The sequence below is a fragment of the Paenibacillus sp. FSL R7-0048 genome, assembly GCF_038004505.1.
Taxonomy (GTDB): Bacteria; Bacillota; Bacilli; order Paenibacillales; family Paenibacillaceae; genus Paenibacillus_AQ; species Paenibacillus_AQ odorifer.
The window spans coordinates 3,855,012-3,870,025 of sequence record NZ_JBBORF010000001.1 but is presented as its reverse complement, the minus strand read 5'-3'; the positions used below and the strand labels follow the sequence as shown (position 1 = coordinate 3,870,025).

The 15,014-nt window shown below is 42.9% G+C and carries 17 protein-coding genes; 12 read left to right on the top strand and 5 right to left on the bottom strand.

The annotated features are described in order from the left end of the window. The first annotated feature begins 547 nt into the window (after positions 1–547). From NSQ91_RS17240 to NSQ91_RS17220, 5 genes are all read left to right on the top strand, one after another. Positions 548–751, top strand: a complete 204-nt coding sequence (locus NSQ91_RS17240) for a helix-turn-helix transcriptional regulator (RefSeq protein WP_036676881.1) — start codon at positions 548–550, stop codon at positions 749–751. A gap of 2 nt (positions 752–753) precedes the next feature. After that, complete coding sequence (locus tag NSQ91_RS17235; protein WP_076303650.1) at positions 754–1,221, top strand: DUF6773 family protein; 468 nt, start codon at positions 754–756, stop codon at positions 1,219–1,221. A gap of 126 nt (positions 1,222–1,347) precedes the next feature. Beyond that, positions 1,348–2,064: an MBL fold metallo-hydrolase gene (locus NSQ91_RS17230; RefSeq protein ID WP_076303651.1), complete on the top strand. Its 717-nt coding sequence runs from the start codon at positions 1,348–1,350 to the stop codon at positions 2,062–2,064. Further along, the gene (locus NSQ91_RS17225; RefSeq protein WP_076190237.1) at positions 2,065–2,637 is read left to right on the top strand and encodes a TetR/AcrR family transcriptional regulator; all 573 of its coding nucleotides are present in this window, start codon (positions 2,065–2,067) and stop codon (positions 2,635–2,637) included. It abuts the gene before it with no gap. Between the two features lie 25 nt (positions 2,638–2,662). Next, on the top strand, positions 2,663–3,355 hold the full coding sequence (locus NSQ91_RS17220) for an AlkZ-related protein (RefSeq protein ID WP_076303652.1): 693 nt from the start codon (positions 2,663–2,665) through the stop codon (positions 3,353–3,355). Positions 3,356–3,429: 74 nt separating this feature from the next. Here NSQ91_RS17220 and NSQ91_RS17215 read toward each other — a convergent pair whose 3' ends face one another. The 3 genes from NSQ91_RS17215 to NSQ91_RS17205 all read right to left on the bottom strand — a co-directional run bounded on the left by NSQ91_RS17215 (position 3,430) and on the right by NSQ91_RS17205 (position 6,346). Then, complete coding sequence (locus NSQ91_RS17215; protein WP_076126661.1) at positions 3,430–3,612, bottom strand: hypothetical protein; 183 nt, start codon at positions 3,610–3,612, stop codon at positions 3,430–3,432. A 227-nt stretch (positions 3,613–3,839) separates the two neighbouring features. Then, positions 3,840–5,069 carry an aminopeptidase gene (locus NSQ91_RS17210; RefSeq protein ID WP_076126659.1) on the bottom strand — a complete coding sequence of 410 codons (1,230 nt, stop codon included), beginning with the start codon at positions 5,067–5,069 and terminating at the stop codon, positions 3,840–3,842. Between the two features lie 44 nt (positions 5,070–5,113). Next, positions 5,114–6,346, bottom strand: coding sequence for an aminopeptidase (locus tag NSQ91_RS17205; protein ID WP_036676902.1), 1,233 nt, complete (start codon positions 6,344–6,346; stop codon positions 5,114–5,116). A 178-nt stretch (positions 6,347–6,524) separates the two neighbouring features. Between NSQ91_RS17205 and NSQ91_RS17200 the strand changes: the two genes are divergently transcribed. Beyond that, positions 6,525–6,803: a hypothetical protein gene (locus NSQ91_RS17200; RefSeq protein WP_076126655.1), complete on the top strand. Its 279-nt coding sequence runs from the start codon at positions 6,525–6,527 to the stop codon at positions 6,801–6,803. A gap of 54 nt (positions 6,804–6,857) precedes the next feature. Here the strand turns inward: NSQ91_RS17200 and NSQ91_RS17195 are convergent, their stop codons facing one another. Further along, a complete protein-coding gene (locus NSQ91_RS17195) occupies positions 6,858–8,174 on the bottom strand; it encodes a TrkH family potassium uptake protein (RefSeq protein ID WP_076184980.1) in 1,317 nt (438 codons plus the stop codon). A 191-nt stretch (positions 8,175–8,365) separates the two neighbouring features. On the opposite strand from NSQ91_RS17195, the gene NSQ91_RS17190 reads away from it, so the two are divergent. The 3 genes from NSQ91_RS17190 to NSQ91_RS17180 are packed head-to-tail and all read left to right on the top strand — an operon-like array spanning position 8,366 to position 9,731. After that, on the top strand, positions 8,366–8,719 hold the full coding sequence (locus tag NSQ91_RS17190) for a VOC family protein (RefSeq protein ID WP_036677380.1): 354 nt from the start codon (positions 8,366–8,368) through the stop codon (positions 8,717–8,719). A 25-nt stretch (positions 8,720–8,744) separates the two neighbouring features. Beyond that, the gene (locus NSQ91_RS17185; protein WP_076184843.1) at positions 8,745–9,173 is read left to right on the top strand and encodes a GNAT family N-acetyltransferase; all 429 of its coding nucleotides are present in this window, start codon (positions 8,745–8,747) and stop codon (positions 9,171–9,173) included. Between the two features lie 24 nt (positions 9,174–9,197). After that, a complete protein-coding gene (locus NSQ91_RS17180; RefSeq protein WP_076303653.1) occupies positions 9,198–9,731 on the top strand; it encodes a GNAT family N-acetyltransferase in 534 nt (177 codons plus the stop codon). Positions 9,732–9,781: 50 nt separating this feature from the next. Here the strand turns inward: NSQ91_RS17180 and NSQ91_RS17175 are convergent, their stop codons facing one another. Then, positions 9,782–11,092 carry a hemolysin family protein gene (locus NSQ91_RS17175; protein ID WP_076126650.1) on the bottom strand — a complete coding sequence of 437 codons (1,311 nt, stop codon included), beginning with the start codon at positions 11,090–11,092 and terminating at the stop codon, positions 9,782–9,784. Positions 11,093–11,206: 114 nt separating this feature from the next. On the opposite strand from NSQ91_RS17175, the gene NSQ91_RS17170 reads away from it, so the two are divergent. The 3 genes from NSQ91_RS17170 to NSQ91_RS17160 all read left to right on the top strand — a co-directional run bounded on the left by NSQ91_RS17170 (position 11,207) and on the right by NSQ91_RS17160 (position 15,009). Further along, positions 11,207–11,974, top strand: a complete 768-nt coding sequence (locus tag NSQ91_RS17170) for a DUF1836 domain-containing protein (RefSeq protein ID WP_076190239.1) — start codon at positions 11,207–11,209, stop codon at positions 11,972–11,974. Between the two features lie 90 nt (positions 11,975–12,064). Continuing rightward, a complete protein-coding gene (locus NSQ91_RS17165; protein ID WP_036677382.1) occupies positions 12,065–13,267 on the top strand; it encodes an MFS transporter in 1,203 nt (400 codons plus the stop codon). 185 nt (positions 13,268–13,452) lie between these two features. Beyond that, positions 13,453–15,009 (top strand): TerB N-terminal domain-containing protein, encoded by a 1,557-nt coding sequence (locus tag NSQ91_RS17160; RefSeq protein WP_076303654.1) that lies wholly within the window; start codon positions 13,453–13,455, stop codon positions 15,007–15,009. Positions 15,010–15,014 lie beyond the last annotated feature (5 nt).

The window sequence follows — 15,014 nt, the reverse complement described above, 5'->3', positions numbered from 1 at the left end:
CTAACTCCAAACTAACCTAAACTACCCAAACTAACTAAAGACCCTCAGTATGTTACGGACCGTATTGCAGCTATTTGAGCTTTTTGAGTCATTTTGCAGATGTATCGGACCGCATAGCTCTTATTACCTTGTAACGGCGCAGAATCTGTGTGGTTTTGAGTAAATAGCTGCAATTGAGTCCGATGCCCCGCAGAAAACACTCGAATTTGCATAATAAGGTCATCTGAGTCCGAAATATTGGCAAAAGTGTACTTACATACTAGCAAAGGCGGCGAGTTAGGCATCGCAGCTGACTGGCTATGTACTCAGTTACAATCACTCTTCACCATTTGATCCAACGGTGGGGAGAAAGTATTTCCTGACGGAGAGGGAATGGAAAATGGAGTCTGGATCCTAATATGAAACGTTGCCCCTAATATGACACGTCGATCCTAAAGTCAAACGTTGATCCCACCAATTAAATGCAATATATAATGTACATAATGACCGATATAGATTACAATGGTGGAAAATGGAATGCATGACAAACATTAAAAGGGGTTATAGAGTGGGAGAGAACAAAAACATCAAGTTGAAGCTGGCTAGGATCCAAAAGAATCTTTCCCAAGAACAGTTAGCGGAAGTTGTAGGGGTTACACGGCAGACGATCGGCCTGATTGAAGCTGGTAACTATAACCCGACGATTAAGCTGTGCATAGCCATCTGCAAGGCGTTGGATACGTCATTAAACGATATTTTTTGGGAGGATTAGTTGTGAAAGGGCCAAAAATTAAAGACGAACGAATTATCACAGAAATTCAGAAGTTTAGTACGCACGGATTGTTGATTGTGTTAGTGGGATTTATGATTAGCCTTTTGGTAAAAGTATTTATCCTGGAGTGGGACATCAAATATTGGGTTGATACTTTTGGGATTGTGCTGTTAGGTTGCTTGTATGTTACCGTTCGTTGTGTCAAAGATGGGATATACCTGCTGCCTAGTAAGGAAGGAGAACTCAGACGGTTTAAGAAGATTCATTTAATATCGGGAGTTATCAGCACGATTATTTGGGCCACGCTAACATTTTTGCTTGATTTTAGAGAAGCGGGAGAAGTGGATATTAGAAAAAATATATCGAGTACTCTCGTGGGGGCGGTTGTTTTTTTCATAGGGATCACTTGGGCGATGTGGTACATAATTAATAAATCCAACAAAAATGCTGACAAGAACATTGAGAATTAAAGATTAAAGATTAAAGATTAAAGATTAAAGATTAAAGATTAAAGATTAAAGATAACCACCTCTTGCAAAACTAATGTCATTAGTTTATATTTAAGCTAATACCATTAGTTTATCGGAGGGATAAGGATGAGAGTAACACGTGAAGGTCATTTATTGCAGTTGACTTGGATGCCAAATTTTTTTCCAGTGAATTGTTACATTATTGAGGAAAACGATGGATTGACTTTAATAGATGCCGCTATGCCATTTAGTCTAAAAGGAATTATGGAGACTGAAGCGAAGCTAAATAAGAAGCTTACACGCATAATCTTAACGCATGCGCATGATGATCATATTGGGGCACTGGATGGACTGAAAAAGCAACGTCCAGAGGCTCAGGTGTACATCTCTGAGCGAGATTCGGCATTACTTCATGGAGATCGTTCACTTCGGGAAGGAGAACCTCAGACCCCTATTAAGGGAGGCGTGCCGAAGAAGATAGCTACCAAGCCAGACGTCCTTCTCCACGAAGGGGATACCATTGGCTCATTATCAGCGATTCACACTCCAGGACATACCCCCGGCTCTATGTCTTTCTTTGATTCACGCAGCGGTGCTGTAATCGTGGGGGATGCTCTTCAGACCTTCCGGGGAACTGCGGTGGCAGGAACCATCATCCCCCTGTTTCCTTTTCCAGCAATGGCTACATGGAATAAAGCTCAAGCTCTGAATAGTGCGATTAAGCTTCTAGAGTTATCTCCAGCTTTACTTGCTGTGGGTCACGGCAACTTACTTAAAGCGCCAAAGCAAGAGATGGAGAAAGCCATACGTAAGGCACAAATGATTCAGGATAGGAGTAATTAAATGTCACCTAGAGCAGGATTAGATCGTCACACGCTAGTGATTAGAGCTGCAGAAATTGCCGATGCTGAAGGTATAGAAGCTGTTACCTTGGCTGCACTAGCAGCTAAACTAGGTGTTCGTTCCCCGTCACTATATAACCATATAAATGGCCTGCAGGATTTGCGGACTGGGCTCGCCATTTACGGTTTAGAGTTATTATTTACATGCATGTCGAACGCAGCTGAGGGATTAAATGGAGATGCTGCTGTACACGCGATGGGCCGAGCATATGTGGATTTTGCTAGAAGTAGACCAGGTTTGTATGAGACTACACTACGAGCGCCTGAACAGGAGAACACGGAGCTTGAAGCGGCTGGTGAGCATATTTTGCAGTTTATAATTCAGGTGATGAAGAGTTATCAATTAGGTGAAGAAGGAGAACTTCATGCCGTAAGAGGATTACGGAGTATTCTACATGGATTCGCCTCATTGGAGCAAAAGGGTGGATTTGGTATGGCGCTCGATACTAACGAGAGTCTAACCCGCTTGATTAGCACTTTTATAACCGGAATTGGAAATATGAAATCAGATTAAATTAGATCTAGGAGATGATGAACAAATGGGTCAGGAATATGAACAAGGTAGTGTCACCACTTATGGGGAAACAGCAGAGATTATTGCGAATTTGGGGATTTTACCGCTTGCTGCGCTGATTCACGGGCACCCGTCTTTAAACGGCTTAACTAAGCCCGAGAATTGGCATACTGGAACAGATTTAGATCCGTGGTCATGGCGTGCGCAGTTTCCAGGTGAGGGTCTTGCAGGATACGGAAAGTTTATTAAGAAAAAGGCTATTTTGGTCTCAAGGGAGTGGTTCCCGGCATTTGTAGCAGCAGTAGGCAGTACCAAATCTATTGAAGAGCGGTATAAGGATGGGTTGGCTAGTAAAGAAGCTGTGACCTTACTGCAGATTGTTCGTGAACATGAAGGCATTGATACACGTAAACTTCGGGCAGAGGCTGATATGAAGGCAAAAGAAAAGAAAACAGCCTTCGATAACGCGGTTACTGAGCTGCAAGGATCGTTAGATATGGTGATCTCAGGCATCAACCAACGCCTGAATGATGAAGGTGATTTAAATGGTTGGAGCAGCACCTCGTTCGAGACGGTCAGTCACTGGATGTCAGATAACGGTTTATCCGCTTTTGAAGGGGATAGAGAAGAGGCCGTAGCTTGGATACAAACGAAGATGAACGGGGTATGGTCGCCAACAGCAATAGCTTGGACAAACAAAGCATTCTCATGGAATTAATAAAAACGGTTAATCACTGCTCCATAGAGAGTGATTAACCGTAAGCGTTTTCCAATAAAATTATATCCATCACATTAAGGTTCCAACATAGGCGCCAAGTAAGCAATCAGGAAATACAAGAATCCAAAAAGCAGCATAACATAGGCAGTGTATTTAATAGCATTAGATGCAACAATTCTTGAATCTACCGGTGGTTGAATTTCTAGCTGTTCTTCTTCGAGGCTGTCAACTTCTTTGGATACTGGGTCTCTCAACATGATAATCCCCTCCTTGGAAATTCAATCCTTAACTGTATTGTGACATATTTGTGAACGTAAATCAACAATAGTGTGAACAAATATTGAACTTTTATTCAAATTTGGGCATCTTACCACCTGAAATGTTGCTGTTAAAACAAAAACAACCCGCTTACTCTCTAATTAGAGAGCTAAGCGGGTTGTTTGAAGTTGGTTCTATCTAGGATCTAACGGGTGTTGTTTAAGCCTTAAGCCCAATCCCCATTACGGAAGATAGGTACTGTTGTTCCATCATCGTTAATTCCGTCAATATTCATTTCAGGTGAGCCCATCATAAAGTCAACATGGGTATGGCTTTGATTCATTCCTTTTTCCAACAGCTGTTCTTTAGTCATCGTAATTCCTTCTTGAATTGTGAAGGCATAAGCTGCACCTAAAGCCAAATGACAGGAGGCATTCTCATCATACAACGTAGTGTAATAAAGAATACCGCTCTCAGAAATCGGAGAGTGGAAAGGCACCAAAGCAACTTCACCAAGATAGGAAGAGCCTTCATCCAGTGCGATTAGTGATGCCAGAGTTTCTGCGCCTTCTTCAGCAGTAAAATCAATCACTTTACCGTTCTCAAAGGTCAGCGTGAAGTTATTGATTAGATTGCCGCCGTAGCTAAGTGGCTTAGTGCTGCTCACTTTACCATTAATACCAGACTTCAGAGGGGCAGTAAACACTTCTTCCGTTGGAATGTTGGCTAGGAAAGGGACGCCCTTACCGTTCACAGCTCCTGCCTGACACCAGATGTGTCCTTCCGGCAACTCAATAGTTAAATCTGTACCAGGTGCTGTATAATGCAGCTTGCGAAACTTACTTTCATTCAAGGAAGCGCAACGAGTTTTGAGTCCATCTAAATGGCGGCTCCATGCTTCAATAGGATCTTCCTGATCCGCACGTGTGGCTTTAAAGATGGCGTCCCATAATAGTTCAACCTGCTGCTCTGATGGAGCGTCAGGGAACACTTTTGCCGCCCAAGAGGCTGATGGGAAGGCAAGGCCGCTCCAGCTCGCATGATTCCCCATTAAGTACTCACGATAAGGTGCTAGGGTCTGCCCAGAAATACGTTGATTATCTGCAATTCTTCCAGGTTCAACGCCTTTTAAAAGATCTGGGTCAGCGGAGATAATGGTTAGAAATGCGGCTCCCTTTTTAGCAAGATCCTCTAATTCATCGGCTTGCCACTGCGGCGGCTCCAGGAAGGAATCAGATGGAGCAAGATCATAACGTGTACGTAATACAACTTCATCACTATAGTTTACCTTTACAAGTCTCGCGCCAGCTTCATAGGCTTTACGAACCACAAGTCGCACAAGCTCTGCGGATACAATATCTGCATTCACAACGAGTGTCTGACCCGGTTGAATATTAACGCCAATCTTCACGGCCAGCAATGCGTAATTCTCCAGCTTTTGCTTGAAATCCAACATAGTTTCTATTCCTCCCAATATCCTGTATCTCTTGTGTGCTTAAATTAGAACGCCCAGTTTCCATTCAGGAAGACAGGTTCTTCAGTTCCATCAGCAGTTATCCCGTAAATGTTCATCTCAGCTGACCCGATCATGAAATCCACATGGGTTACACTATTGTTGAGGCCATGCTCAATTAACTGCTCTGGATTCATGTCTTTACCGCCTTCTAAACAGAAGGCATAAGCCATACCTATAGCAAGGTGATTAGAAGCATTTTCGTCAAACAATGTGTTGTAATAAAGAATGTTGGATTCAGAAATAGGGGATTTATGAGGAACCAAGGCAACCTCCCCTAAGTATTTCGCTCCTTCATCCATGCTAATGAGGTGCTCTAGCGCTTCTTGACCTTGCTCAGCAGTAACACTTATAATACGGCCGTTCTCAAAGCTAATAGAGAAGCCATCGATGATGTTGCCGCCATGACTAAGTGGCTTTGTACTTCTTACAGTGCCATTAACACCAGTCTTTAGTGGTGCAGTGAAGACTTCTTCGGTAGGCATATTGGCTACAAAAGAATGACCTTTTGCATTAATGCTGTCTCCTTGTGCCCAGATATGGCCTTCAGGAAGCTCGATGCTAAGGTCAGTGCCAGGTGCTATGTAATGCAGCTTTTTATATTTTTTTGCGTTGAGTACATTCGCTTTTTGCTCCAAGGTGTCAAGATGCTCCTGCCATGCAGCTACTGGATCTTCACGGTCAAGACGCACAGTGTGGAAAATGGCTTCCCAGAGTTTATCTACACGTTCTTCGGCTGGAACCTCAGGGAATACTTTATCCGCCCAAGCTTGACAAGGAACAGCTACAATACTCCAGCTCACTTTGTCGGACATTTGCATTTCACGATATTTGGTGAGGGCAGCTCCTCGTACTTTTTGAAAATTGGAGATACGTACTGGATCAATACCTTTAAGTGCATCAGGATCTTCAGCGATCACGTTAAGGATAGCCGCACCTTTTTCGGCGAATTCAGTCATTTCACCTGCGTACCAAGTAGGAGGCTGAGTGAATACCTCTGGTGCAGCGTGTTCAAACTGTTGGCGTGTAATGCTTGCATCACTCCAGTTCACCTTAACTAAACTTGCTCCGATAGCATATGCCTTAGCGGTAATTAGACGTACGAAATCAGCGGCAAGAATCGGTGCATTCACCACTAGAATTTGCCCGGGTTGAACATTAACACCTATTTGTACAGCTAAATCTGCATATTTACTAAGCTTAGCCTGAAAATCAGTCATTGTAATTTCCTCCATTTACTAATAGTTTAGTACTTTACAAGCATTGTACTAAATTATTAACCGCCGGATGAAAAAAGTCAATTACGTGGAATTTACAGTGCAAAGAGAAGGAATTACATTCATTTCAATGATATACTGAAAGGGTAGCTGATTTGATGATAGGAAGGAAGATAAGTGGATGAATTTAGAGATCGTAAGTGCTGAAATGAGCCGTAAAGAAGATAAAAGTTATGTAGGGAGGACTGTATTCACTCTCGAAAATCATAAGGCTCCATATGAAATTACTTTCTTCAGTACAAGAGGAACGGAATGGGATTACAGTCTAAGCTTTGCGGGTGAGCCTGGGAGCGAGGAACAGTTCTTAGAAACGGATGCATTGCTGGAGAATAACGATGATGTGTACAATCAGTTGCTGGATGCTGCACTTGATCAACAAGAAATCGTGGAAGAACAATAATATTATTGATATGACGCCAGCGGCATTATCTGGTAGCCGCTGGCCATATCATGATTATCCAATCGTTATCTTACCTTCTGGGTAACGGTACAGTTCTTTACTGCCTTTTGGTTTCAAAGCATAAGCAAGTGTAAGTGGTCCGGTCCGGCCCATAAACATCAGGATAATCACTAGAACCTTTCCTGCCGTAGTCAGTTCCGGAGTAAGGCCCATAGATAAGCCTGAGGTTCCAAAAGCAGATACTGCTTCAAAAAGTACAGTTAGAAATTCAGCGCTCTCGGTTAAGGATAATAACATCGTAGCGATGACAAGCAGCATAAGAGACATTAATGTGATAGTAAGGGCTCTATATACATTTTCTTTAGCGATCCGGTGGCGGAACATTACAATATCTTCTTTCCCTCGTAATCGCGCAGCTACTGCAGTAACCAGTACGGCGAATGTAGTGATCTTGATTCCTCCACCCGTCGACCCAGGTGCAGCTCCGATAAACATCAATAGAATCATCAGAAATTGTGTGGATTGCCGTAAAAGTGGAACTTCAATGGTGGTGACACCACCAGATCGCGGAGTTACCGCTTGTAAAAAGGTCGCCCAAAACTTTCCGCTTGCACTCAAGGGCTTCAGCGTAGAATTAAACTCCAGTAAAAAAAACAGCCCCGCACCAATAACAATCAATATAAGAGAAGTCCATAGAACAACCTTTGAATGAAGAGTGAGTCTTCTGCGTTTAGGAAAGTCCATAAGATCAGACAGAACGATAAAACCAATCCCTCCAAGAAATATGAGACTCATTGAGGTGAAGTTAACAATGGGATCATTTACAAAACGAGTAAGTCCGCTAAACGGCCCATGAATATCTCCGAAGAGATCAAAGCCTGCATTATTAAAGATAGATATACTGTGAAAAATCCCATAATATGCTGCTTTCCCAAAGGGCATATCCATCATAAACCTTCCAGCAAACAACACGGCCCCCGACAGCTGAATAACAAGAGAATAGATCAGGACTCTACGGATTAAGAGTACAATTCCCTGCATCGAATTTTGGTTCATGGATTCTTGCAAAAGGATTCGCTCTTTCAAGGATATCCGTTTATTAAGGACCAAGGTAATCAAAGTAGCCATCGTTACAAAGCCTAATCCTCCGATTTGAAATAAAATGAGTAGAACAACTTGTCCGAAGGTAGTTAGCTGAGTTCCCGTATCAATGACCGCAAGGCCTGTTACACAAGTGGCTGAAGTCGCCATAAACAAGGCATCGATAAAGGATATTTGTCCGGATGTTGAGGAGACCGGGAGACTAAGCAGAAAAGTCCCGGCAGTGATAAGGATTAAGAATCCTAGTGATAAAACTTTGGGCGGGGTCATTTTAAAACCACCGAAGTTCAGGTTAGCCAATGTAATTCTCCTGACGTACGTGATATTGGAGTAATGCTCACAGAATTATAACACAACTTACCAGCCCTTCCCTAAATGGAGGGAGGTAATTGACATATTTTATCGAATTATTCTAGAATAACACCCTATCCGTCAACTTAAAAGAGGAGGCTTTCTTAATGATGATAAGTCCGATTCTGAATCAGATTGGTGCTGTTTTTATTCCGGTAAAGGATATTGAGAAATCAAAACAATGGTATTGCCAATTGCTTGGACTCCCATTAGATGGAGAGGTATTATTCGGTCATTTATATGTAGTCCCTATGCAGGGACCGGGCATCGTTTTGGACAGTAAGATTTACACCGCTGAATCTGTTCTAAACATCCCTTCGTTTCATCTTAACACCGAGGATATTGATGCTGCTTATGATTATGTAAAGGCCAACGGAGGAGAGATTCTCACGGATATTGAGCATGATCATTGGTTTAATTTTAAAGATCCCGATGGAAATGTGATCATGGTCTGTCGTTGTTAATCGTTGTATAGAAGGGAGTAGACGAATGATAAGAGAAGCAGTGCCCGAAGACGCTACCTTCATTGAAGAACTTTATCGGATTTTGCTGCCTGAGCATCCAGCTATTCATGTATCTCCTGAGCGGCTGAAGCAGATAGCAGATCATCCGGAGAGTTTTCTATATGTGTGCGAAGAACAAGAAACAATTGTCGGGTCGTTACATCTTCATTTTTGTATGGATGCTTTGTGTGACGATAGGCCCTTTGCTGTCATAGAAAGAGTCATTGTGGCTGAAAAAGTACGAGGAAAAGGGTATGGCGCAATGCTAATGAGACATGCCGAGAATGTAGCAATCTCCAAGGGAGCCCTTAAGATTATGTTATCAAGTGCTGCAAAGAGAGAAGAAGCGCATCGTTTCTACGAAATTCTTGGTTATGATAGCAGCTCCAGTAAGGTATTCAAGAAGTACTTATAGTTATTTACGATTGGAAGTGATGATATGATGGTTACACTTAGAGAACTGGTGCCGGAGGATGCAGGTGAATTGCTTCGACTTCAGCATCAGTTAGACCAAGAGTCCAAATTTATGGTATTGGAACCGGATGAAAGACAAGCTAGTCTTTGTCAGGTCAAAGAAATGCTCGAAAGCTTTCTGGCAGCAGAAACTTCAATTCTTATAGGGGCAGAGGTTGACGATCATTTGGCAGGTTACTTGTCTGTTAGAGGTGGAAGTGTTAGACGCAATAGACATAGCGCGTACATAGTGATTGGGATTCAGAAACAATATCAGGGGAATGGGATTGGGGCTGGCCTGTTCCGGGAGATGGACATCTGGGCTATGAACAATGGGATTGTTCGTCTTGAGTTATCCGTCATGACCCATAATCAAGCTGCTTTGGGGCTGTATACCAAGAGCGGGTTTGAAATCGAAGGGACGAAGCGGAAATCTCTTATTGTCGATGGTAAGTGGGTGGATGAGTATTATATGAGCAAAATTCTCCAAAAAGAAAAAAGGATAGAGTGTCAGATTTAATCTGATGACCCTATCCTTTTTTTTATGAATAAAGGTTATGATTTCGTAATTTATGATGATTCAGTGTTGCTTGATTGTTCGATAACAACTTCAACCTTGCGGACACGGTATCTGTTCATCTCGCGGATGGTCAATGTTACATGGTCACGAACAATACTTTTGCCAATGGCTGGATCTGCGATATGACTGTATACCCAGCCTCCAACTGTGGTCACTTCTTCATCTTCGAAATCAAGCCCTGTAAGATCCTTGACCTCTAACAGAGATACCTTACCATCGAACAGATAGTTAGTATCGCTTATTTTTTCGACTTCTCTGCGTTCATCACCGTCAAACTCGTCACGGATTTCACCAACGATTTCTTCCAAAATATCTTCAATCGTGATGAGACCGGATGTTCCACCATATTCATCAAGCAGCAAGGCAATATGCACACGCTCCAACTGCATACGAGTTAGAAGATTCTTGACCGGTGTCACCTCAGATACTGTCAGTACGGGTTGAATTAAGCTATGAAAATCAAAATCAGGATTGTTATCATACTGCAAATAGAGCTGTTTCGTGTTGATCATTCCGATAATATTATCCTTGCTGCCTTGTGCCACAGGGAAACGAGTATATTGCTCCTTGCGGATAATTTCGAAATTTTCTTTCAACGAATGATTGGTGAAAAGACATACCATATCGGTTCGCGGAACCATGATTTCTTTGGCGAGCATCTCATCAAAAGTAAAGATTCGGTTAACATAGCCATATTCGGCTTTATTGATTTTCCCGCTTTCGTAACTCTCGGACAGGATCAAACGAATCTCATCTTCACTATGCGCGTCTCCATGCTCACTAGCTGGTTTCATCCCAAAAAGACGAACAAGCATATTAGCGGAACCGTTCATGAACCAAATGAGAGGGTACAAAATTCTGTAGAACCAAATAATCAGCGGTGAAGTAATTTGACCGATTTTTTCCGGAATGTTTATAGCTGCCGTCTTAGGAGCAAGTTCTCCGACAACGACGTGTAAGAATGTTGCAATGATGAATGCGAGTAAAAACGCAAGAGGGTGACTCACACTAGAACTGATATTGGCCCAGTCGAAAATAGGAAGCAATAACTGTTCGAATGCAGGCTCTGCCAGTGCACCAATACCCAGCGCAGTGATAGTAATCCCGAGCTGACAAGCGGATAAATAGCCATCGAGATTAGCGGATACCTTCTGTACTGCTAAGGCATTCTTCTTTCCGTCTAGCACCATTTGACTGATCTGGCTACCTCTAAGTCTCACCAATGCAAATTCTGTTGCTACAAAAAAAGCGGTTAAAATAATCAAAATAACCACCAACGTCAAACTAAGTCCTATACCCATATAATCTTTACCATCCCTTTCGTTCCTAAAATAGGTTATACTCATTATTATGAGTTCTTATGAACTATTCTACGAACTTTTCAGTAAAATATCAAATGGTGGAGGGAAACAGATATGGAATCATTTGCATTGACTCGTGTGGAGATGTCCAGTCTACTGCTTTCATTGACCGGATTGTCAGACCGGAAACCGCTGAATATCCTCCAAGAGGCATGGGCAAAGTTTCACCGTGAAGAATTACAAAAGGGGACTTCGTTGCCCGCTTTTTTATCAACCAATGTTCCACCCATATTACAAAAGATCATTAAAGGCGGCCATGTAAAAGGCTTTTCACTTGGTGAAATTGCTTCATTGGGCCATCTTATAGAGTATTCCACATTGACCGTCACAGCTATGCAAAATTGGGTCAAGCGCGACTTCAAGGAATATCTCGGTTCGCCTAAAGAAGGAAAGAAATATTCGGTTAATCAGGCGGCGCTTTTGTTTATTATCGATGATCTCAAATCTGCTCTTAACTTTGAAAGTATCCGCCAACTGTTCCAGCTAATGTTCCTAAAGCCGGATCGCGATGATGATGATCTAATTGAACCGGCCAAGCTGTATTACGCCTATGCAGGGCTTTTTGAGGAGATCAAAAGCAATCCATCGATTCAGACGCAATGTAAAGTAGATCAAGTGTTGCACAAGGAGTTCTCTTGGAAAGATGATACCTCATTAAAAAGCTCTATAGATCGTGTGATTAACCGGCTGACACATTTGTCGAGAGCGCAGAGAGAATCCGTTCGTAATATGCTGCTTATCGCCACAATTTCTGTGCAGACCTGTTATTTTCAATCGCTGGCTAGGCAATACTTTAATGCTGCTTTATTTCTTGATTTTTGAGCACTTCAATTTTAAAATGTATAAGTGAAACAATCAAAAGTAAGTTTATTGGTTAACAGGTTGAAATAAGGGGGCTTCGAAGTGAATCAAATGACACTGCTGCGGAATCCGAAACAAAGGAAATTACTCTTCAGCGCTGGCTTGAGCTGGATGTTCGATGCGATGGACGTCGGAATGATTTCTTTTGTTGTAGCAGCTTTAGCTAAGGATTGGAATCTGGGACCGGAGCAGATCGGTATATTGACTAGTATTAATTCCGTCGGTATGGCAGTAGGTGCTGCAGCGGCAGGGATATTAGCAGACCGCTTTGGCCGTAAACCGGTATTGCTGTGGACACTCCTTATTTTCTCGGCGGCAAGCGGATTATCTGCATTTGCAACAGGCTTTGCGATCCTCTGTGTGCTTCGTTTTATCGCGGGGTTTGGACTTGGCGGTGAGCTGCCTGTCGCTTCTACCTTGGTCTCAGAGAGCATGCCTGCTCAGGAGAGAGGCCGTGCGGTTGTGCTTTTGGAGAGCTTTTGGGCAGTCGGTTGGATTGCATCTGCATTAATCGCGTTCTTCATTATCCCTGATTATGGCTGGCGTATAGCTTTCGGAATTGGGGCTGTACCTGCACTCTACGCTTTATATCTAAGACGGGCGATTGATGATTCACCGAAATTTGCTGAGATTAAAAAGGCACCCGTTTCCTTGAAGAAAAGGATCGCTACCGTATGGTCGCCAGAATATCGCCGTTCTACAATTATGTTGTGGATTTTATGGTTTACGGTGGTGTTCTCGTATTATGGCATGTTTCTATGGCTGCCTACAGTTATGGTACTTAAAGGCTTCAGCTTGGTCAAAAGCTTCGAGTATGTGCTTATTATGACGCTCGCTCAGCTGCCTGGATATTTTACTGCCGCTTACTTTATTGAAAAGTTCGGACGTAAATTTGTCCTAGTCATCTATATGCTGTTCACTGCAGTTAGCGCTGCATGGTTCGGAAATGCGACTACTGAAGGCATGCTGATGGCTGCAGGAATTTGTTTATCCTTCTTCAATCTTGGCGCTTGGGGTGGCATGTATGCTTATACGCCAGAGCTGTACCCAACGGCTATTCGTTCCACAGGCGCTGGTTTAGCAACTTCCTTTGGCCGGATTGGGGGCATTATCGCACCTTTGCTGGTAGGGGTTCTAGTAGGTAAATCTATGGCGATTGGCTCGATCTTTATGCTATTTTTTGTAACGATTATTATCGGTGCATTAGCGGTATTGTTCCTTGGCAAAGAAACAAAGGGAACCGAGCTTCTCTAAAGTGAGATTCTGCATTACATACTTGATGTTAATCTATCAACAATGCTAAAATATCAAGAAGAAACGATGTTGTCGTCCTGTATGGATGACCACTATTCACGTAAGAACAAAACGGTTCCTTCACAGTTGTGAACAGGACCGTTTTTTTACATTAATCCTTATTTATAAGGACGGAGCGATCGCACATGAGTAATGATAGGAAGCAACCGCATTTCACAGAATTAGTCTGGGAAAGTACGGAACAAAATGTACCGATTCCGCCGCGAAATTCCCCTGAACCTGCGCTGCCTAAGTCATCTTCTAAGAATAATGGCAAAACAAATTCAACCCCTGAACCTTCATTACAGCTGCAGCTTTGGGATACAGAGATGGAAACGCCGGAGCCTGTGACTACCACCGAAGGCCAGTTCGTAACAAGAGCGAAGGAATTAGTTGAAAAAACTGAGGACTCAGCGCTTTTTGTTCCTTTTAAGAGTTACTGGCCTACATATGGCCATATGACAGGCACGCAAAGCAGATGGTATTTTTATTGGCGGAATGAAGTTAGACAAGGCAGATATCTGAAAACAGATCTTTCTTATATTTTTCTGCATGTATATGAGCTTATTAATGGCGTGGGGTGGACTGACCCTAATGATGGCTATAGGCAGCTAAATCTGATCTGGGAAGCTTACCGGGAAAGTTATAAACGTTTGGATCAATATCTTGGCGGCTGGATCGCGGACTTCTCTTTTGTACATCATTTGGATGTCCCGCTTTCTATCATTGTGGCTCGTTCACGTGGTCTTGCTGGGGATCTGGCGGAGCTTGAATTAATGAGAGGACTGACGACTGCTCCTGAGCAGCTAACCTTCGCAGTATTAACGGCAATGTCGGACTATGATATTAGTAAATCCAAGTTCTACATCGGAGAAGGCAATGAGGCTCTTGAACAATACATTCCGCAGGTCGTGGCGTTAATTAATGCTTATGTCACCCGGAAACACGGCTCCAATCTAGTTGAAATGTTTCCGCCTGGACCAGCGGTGATGCGGGAGCGTTATTTATTCCGAAGTGCCGTATATGATATTTCATTATATGGCTATTCTGTTCTTATACCGGTTGTACGTATTAGTAAATCTCCACCACTTCGCAGTCTGATTACAAGGTTATTTCGTCTGACTGAGAATAAACTCCGGGAACTGATGGGCTACCGCGGACGACTTAAAGGTATTAATGTAGAGGCCGATATGGATGATTTGATCACTCGTTTTCTAAAGCGTGAGTACCTTAAAGAGACGCAGGAAGACAAAGGGCCGACAGTCGTCATAGATCCGGAGAAACTAGAACGCCTGCAAAGTGATTCTGAAATTGTACGGACGATGCTTACGGTTGAGAATATGGACGAGCAAGATTACGAGGATAGCAAGCTCGAAGCAACTATCGGTGAAATTGATCCAATACAAGATAGTAAGGAAGAATTGTTGCCTGTAGAGGTGATTGAAGAAGCTCAAGCGGTTAGCATAGGATCGGAGGCAGAACAGTTTGCCAATGCTTTAAGTCCACTACAACGGGAAGCACTGCTTGCTCTTTTGGATGAGAATGGAAGTCAAGCTTTACTGAAGCTGGCTGCTGCTAATGGCACGATGTCAGAGCTTCTAATTGATGAGATTAATGAAATCGCAATGGACATTCTTGGTGATCTGATCATTGAGGGGGAAGACATTGTTGAGGAATATATCTCTATGCTGCGCAATATTTAATGAGG

Coding starts and splice junctions, on each gene's coding strand:
- NSQ91_RS17185 (WP_076184843.1), top strand. CDS start 8,745: ATGATAAGAGAAGCAGTGCCCGAAGACGCTACCTTCATTGAAGAACTT.
- NSQ91_RS17220 (WP_076303652.1), top strand. CDS start 2,663: ATGGGTCAGGAATATGAACAAGGTAGTGTCACCACTTATGGGGAAACA.
- NSQ91_RS17165 (WP_036677382.1), top strand. CDS start 12,065: ATGACACTGCTGCGGAATCCGAAACAAAGGAAATTACTCTTCAGCGCT.
- NSQ91_RS17190 (WP_036677380.1), top strand. CDS start 8,366: ATGATAAGTCCGATTCTGAATCAGATTGGTGCTGTTTTTATTCCGGTA.
- NSQ91_RS17180 (WP_076303653.1), top strand. CDS start 9,198: ATGATGGTTACACTTAGAGAACTGGTGCCGGAGGATGCAGGTGAATTG.
- NSQ91_RS17205 (WP_036676902.1), bottom strand. CDS start 6,346: ATGACTGATTTTCAGGCTAAGCTTAGTAAATATGCAGATTTAGCTGTA.
- NSQ91_RS17170 (WP_076190239.1), top strand. CDS start 11,207: ATGGAATCATTTGCATTGACTCGTGTGGAGATGTCCAGTCTACTGCTT.
- NSQ91_RS17175 (WP_076126650.1), bottom strand. CDS start 11,092: ATGGGTATAGGACTTAGTTTGACGTTGGTGGTTATTTTGATTATTTTA.
- NSQ91_RS17230 (WP_076303651.1), top strand. CDS start 1,348: ATGAGAGTAACACGTGAAGGTCATTTATTGCAGTTGACTTGGATGCCA.
- NSQ91_RS17210 (WP_076126659.1), bottom strand. CDS start 5,069: ATGTTGGATTTCAAGCAAAAGCTGGAGAATTACGCATTGCTGGCCGTG.
- NSQ91_RS17195 (WP_076184980.1), bottom strand. CDS start 8,174: ATGACCCCGCCCAAAGTTTTATCACTAGGATTCTTAATCCTTATCACT.
- NSQ91_RS17200 (WP_076126655.1), top strand. CDS start 6,525: ATGAATTTAGAGATCGTAAGTGCTGAAATGAGCCGTAAAGAAGATAAA.
- NSQ91_RS17215 (WP_076126661.1), bottom strand. CDS start 3,612: ATGTTGAGAGACCCAGTATCCAAAGAAGTTGACAGCCTCGAAGAAGAA.
- NSQ91_RS17160 (WP_076303654.1), top strand. CDS start 13,453: ATGAGTAATGATAGGAAGCAACCGCATTTCACAGAATTAGTCTGGGAA.
- NSQ91_RS17225 (WP_076190237.1), top strand. CDS start 2,065: ATGTCACCTAGAGCAGGATTAGATCGTCACACGCTAGTGATTAGAGCT.